The sequence below is a fragment of the Phytobacter sp. V91 genome (assembly GCF_965644225.1).
Classification (GTDB): domain Bacteria; phylum Pseudomonadota; class Gammaproteobacteria; order Enterobacterales; family Enterobacteriaceae; genus CBFFRJ01.
In genome coordinates, this window is the sequence record NZ_CBFFRJ010000225.1 from 1 (window position 1) to 4,035 (window position 4,035).

Genomic DNA, 4,035 nt, shown 5'->3' on the forward strand with positions numbered 1-4,035 from the left:
TCAGTCCGTTAATTGCACTGACTTAATTAGATCAAAGTCCCGGCCTCACGGCCAGGACTTTGTCAGCAGTCTGAAAGGGCCGCAGGGCCCTTTTTTATATCACCCCTGGCGCGTTCACCAGGGGCTTTCCCTTCAGAATTAAAATGTTTCCCAGTTATCACTGCCACCGGCTGTCGCCGGGCGTTGTGACGTAAAAGGTTTTACCGTCGGCGTTTGCTTGCGCTCAATACGTTGCGCGCTGGATGCATTCACCCGGAATGTTCCCACAGCTTCGGTAAGGCGCGCAGCCTGCTCTTCCAGCGAACTGGCGGCGGCGGTCGCTTCTTCAACCAGGGAGGCATTCTGCTGAGTCACGTTATCCATCTCGGTGATTGCCTGACTAACCTGGGTAATACCCTTGCTTTGCTCATCCGAAGCGGCGGCAATTTCCAGCATGATATCGGTCACGCGTTTCACCGCGTTAACAATGTCACCCATAGTTTCGCCTGCCGACACAACCTCCTGAGAACCCTTATCGATAAGGCTTACGGATTCACTGATCAAGGCCTCAATCTCTTTTGCCGCCTGCGCACTGCGGCTTGCGAGAGTACGAACCTCACTGGCGACCACGGCGAAACCGCGCCCCTGCTCACCGGCACGCGCCGCTTCCACCGCCGCGTTCAGCGCCAGAATATTGGTCTGGAACGCAATACTGTTGATAACGGCGGTGATCTCAGAGATTTTCTTCGAGCTGCTCGAAATGTTGTTCATGGTCTGCACCACGTCATCAACAATTTCGCCGCCTTTGGTGGCTTTACCGGATGCATCACGCGCCAGATTGCTGGCATGGTGCGCGTTATCCGCATTCTGTTTCACGGTGGCGGTAAGCTGCTCCATGCTGGCGGCAGTTTCCTCGATGGCGGCAGCCTGCTGCTCGGTGCGAGAGGAGAGATCGGTATTGCCTGCAGAGATTTCGCTGGTGCCACGATAAATCTCATCGGCGCCGTCACGCACTGTTGAAACGGTTTTGACCAGCGACTGTTGCATCACTTGCAGATCGCGGGTTAAACGACCAATTTCACTGCGCCCTGCCGGCTCATCGGCAGCGGTCAAATCGCCGGTGGCAATTTTCTCAATGCGCAGCGCGGCACGTTGCAGCGGATTAATCACCACCCGACGCAACACCATAAAGGTTATCAGGGTCAGTACCAGCGCCACGGCAAAAGCAATGACCATAAACACCAGGCCCAGTTGGGTACGCTGATGCGCCTCCGTTGTCAGACGGGTCGCCCGTTCGGTACGGATCTGAATCGCCTGGAGCAGAACCTCGTTATAGGCGGCATCCTGAACGCGGGATTGTTCGTTTTCGTGGTTTATAATGGCTTCAAACATGCCGTTTTTGGCATATTTCAGCATCGGTTGCATGCCGTCGATATAGGCATTAAAGCGTTTGGTCAGTTCAGCATCCAGCGCCACATCCTGCGGGGTTTTCACCGGCCTGTCCATGTAACTCTTGAAGCCATCTTTGGCCTGCTCAATACGCTTTTCAGCACTGACGATGTTCTTTTTCATCTCTTCCATTTCGGCGATGCGGCTTGCAGCACCGGCATGGATAAGATTAATACGTGCAATTCGCAGGTTGTTGGAACTGTTAGATAACCCCATACGCACCTGAATTTCCTGAGTGACATCCTGCTGATCGCTGTCAGCCTGCATCAGAAAATATCCCGCTAACCCTGAACTCAACGCAAATAAAATTAAGATGCCGCTTAAAATTGCTGAAAACAGGGGAACCAACCGAATATTGTGCATAAATCCAATGCTTTGTGTCCTGAGCATTGCTGCTTTTTTATCCATGGCAATCGACTCTCTTATTTTAAGATGCGTAAAACACGCCCGTAAGATGTGTATCGGCAATTGTGGGAGTTTTGTGACAGGGAAAAACGTCAGGCAGGTCACAGATTGGAACATTGAGATGCCAGCGGCAAAAACCGCTGGCTATTTAATCAGTTATCGCCGAAATGGATAACAGTGCGGATGGATTTACCTTCGTGCATTAAATCGAATGCTTCGTTGATCTGGTCCAGCGGCATACGATGGGTAATAAACGGGTCGAGCTGGATTTTGCCCGCCATCGCATCTTCCACCATACCAGGCAGTTGAGTGCGCCCTTTTACGCCGCCAAAGGCAGAACCACGCCATACACGGCCAGTGACCAGCTGGAATGGACGAGTCTTGATCTCCTGGCCCGCGCCTGCCACGCCAATGATCACGCTTTCGCCCCAACCTTTGTGGCAGCATTCCAGCGCAGCACGCATAACGTTAACGTTACCGATGCACTCGAAGCTGAAATCAACGCCGCCGTCGGTCATCTCAACAATGACGTCCTGAACCGGTTTTTCGTAGTCTTTCGGATTGATAAAATCGGTCGCACCCATCTCTTTGGCCAGCGCGAATTTATCCGGGTTGGTATCAATAGCAATAATGCGTCCGGCTTTTGCCTGTACTGCGCCCTGAATGGCCGCCAGACCAATACCGCCGAGACCGAAAATCGCAACGGTATCGCCCTCTTTCACTTTCGCCGTATTATGTACCGCACCGATACCGGTCGTTACACCACAGCCCAGCAGGCAGACTTTATCCAGCGGCGCCTGTGGGTTCACTTTTGCCAGTGAAATTTCAGCAACCACCGTGTATTCACTGAAGGTACTGGTTCCCATGTAGTGGTAAATAGGCTCGCCGTTGTAGGAGAAACGAGTGGTGCCATCCGGCATCAGACCTTTGCCCTGAGTCGCACGCACGGCCTGACACAGGTTAGTTTTGCCGGATTTACAGAATTTACACTCACGACACTCAGCGGTATACAACGGAATAACGTGATCGCCCGCTTTCAGGCTGGTCACCCCTTCCCCAACTTCAACCACGATGCCGCCGCCTTCATGGCCCAGCACCGCAGGGAAAACACCTTCCGGATCGTCACCGGATAACGTAAAAGCATCGGTATGGCACACACCGGTATGGGTGATGCGTACCAGCACTTCGCCTTTTTTCGGCGGAGCGACATCAATCTCAACAATCTTGAGCGGTTGACCAGGGCCGAAAGCCACAGCAGCACGTGATTTCATCAGACGTTTCCTTTTTATGTGTACGTAAGTTTATTTTAGATAAGAGCGCAAAAGATGTCCGACTTCTGCCATTCGCAGCGCACGCTGTTCGGGGGTGGTGTCACCTGCTACCAGTTCATCTTTCAGGTGGATTTCGACCATCTCGCCCATCAGCCCGTTCGACGCGCCACGGACTGCGGCGATCTGTTGCAGGATAGCGATGCAGGGTTCGCCATTTTCCAGTGCCCGCTCCAGGGCGTCGACCTGCCCACGGATCCGGCGAACGCGGGTGAGAATGCGTTTTTTATCTTCAGGTGAATGCGGCATTTTGGCCCTCCTATACTATAGGGGGGTATTGTACTTGCTTTATTGCTCTGATGTAAAATAAATTTATGCCCAGCAATTATCCCACCAGGTAGCTTCTAAGCGGCGCTGGCTTCTGCCGTCCTCTCTGATGAACCATAAACCAGACATGGCCAGTTGCGGTACAGACCGGCGAATCTCACCAGTTCAGAGTTATTAAAACCCAGCTTATTTTTTATATTATATTTGTGCACGCTGGCCTGCCTTTCGGAAAAGTCGAGATATTCAGCGCTTTGCTTTATGCCATAACCTTCTGAAATTGCATGCAGAAGTGCGATTTCGGTCCTGCTAAATTTGACACTCGTCAGGTCTGTTTCCAGCAGGCAGGAATGAACACCCAATTCGATATTTAATAGTGCCTTGCTCAGACTTTCTGGTGTGCGTGAGTAGTGCTGTTTAATTAAGTTAAAACGATGAATTGCCCGAAGCCCATTCATCAGATTAGAAGTATCTGGCGCAGCAACGAAGAAATCGTTAGCACTTGTCACCGCTTCGATACGTTCACATGCCTGATTTAAGGAAGGTGCGATTTAATCGGTGGGGTTCAGTGGAGTCCTTATCTGTATTAGCCTTACCTTAGCTGAGCTGT

4 protein-coding genes are annotated in these 4,035 nt (G+C 51.8%); all 4 read right to left on the bottom strand.

Going from position 1 to position 4,035, the window contains the following annotated elements; translation table 11 throughout:
• Positions 1 to 138: 138 nt before the first annotated feature.
• Complete coding sequence (locus tag ACSZO4_RS24910; protein ID WP_437891776.1) at positions 139 to 1,836, bottom strand: methyl-accepting chemotaxis protein; 1,698 nt, start codon at positions 1,834 to 1,836, stop codon at positions 139 to 141.
• Positions 1,837 to 1,985: 149 nt separating this feature from the next.
• Positions 1,986 to 3,104: an S-(hydroxymethyl)glutathione dehydrogenase/class III alcohol dehydrogenase gene (locus tag ACSZO4_RS24915; protein ID WP_437891778.1), complete on the bottom strand. Its 1,119-nt coding sequence runs from the start codon at positions 3,102 to 3,104 to the stop codon at positions 1,986 to 1,988.
• Positions 3,105 to 3,134: 30 nt separating this feature from the next.
• A complete protein-coding gene (locus ACSZO4_RS24920) occupies positions 3,135 to 3,410 on the bottom strand; it encodes a metal/formaldehyde-sensitive transcriptional repressor (protein ID WP_437891780.1) in 276 nt (91 codons plus the stop codon).
• A gap of 95 nt (positions 3,411 to 3,505) precedes the next feature.
• On the bottom strand, positions 3,506 to 3,934 hold the full coding sequence (locus ACSZO4_RS24925; protein ID WP_437891782.1) for a LuxR C-terminal-related transcriptional regulator: 429 nt from the start codon (positions 3,932 to 3,934) through the stop codon (positions 3,506 to 3,508).
• Positions 3,935 to 4,035: the final 101 nt, after the last annotated feature.